Here is a 618-nt window from a genome sequence, read left to right as displayed (position 1 = left end):
CAATTTTGGGAGTGGATTGCTAAGTATTACTTGTGTACTATAGGAGATGTTTTGCAAGCTGCACTGCCAAGCGCCTTTTTATTGCAAAGCGAAACCATTATTTATAAGAATGATGGGACAAGTGTAGATACATTAAGTTTAAAAGATGATGAATTTCTTGTACATGAGGTATTGCAATATCAAAGCCTTCTAAAGATTCAAGAAGTGATGGCAATTGTGGATAGAAAGAATGTGCTATCAGTAATTAAACGATTGTTAGATAAAAATATCATTACGGTACAAGAAGAACTGTATGAGAAATATACTCCAAAATTGGTGCGGTATGTAAAGCTTGCAACGGCATATGAGAATGAACAAGCGCTAAGAGCTTTGTTGGATGATATGAATAGGGCTCCCAAACAAAAAGAGGTAGTTATGAAGCTTTTTTCGCTTCAAGCAACAACAGGAAAGCCTGTAAAGGTTAAAGAGTTAATTACCGAAAGTCAAACGTCTTCCGCAACGATAAAATCATTAATTGCTAAAGAGATTTTGATAGAGTATCACCTCCAAAAAGATCGTGTGGAATATGATGGGACAGAAACGGTAGCCTCAAAAAAATTGAATGTCCATCAGGAAAAA

1 protein-coding gene is annotated in these 618 nt (G+C 35.6%); it reads left to right on the top strand.

Annotated features, from left to right (window positions below):
• A partial coding sequence (locus tag SM447_RS29450) for a primosomal protein N' family DNA-binding protein (protein ID WP_474576127.1) occupies positions 1-618 on the top strand: 618 nt, incomplete at both ends.

The sequence above is a fragment of the Micromonospora aridisoli genome, assembly GCF_056150025.1.
This window is presented reverse-complemented; position numbering and strand designations above follow the sequence as displayed.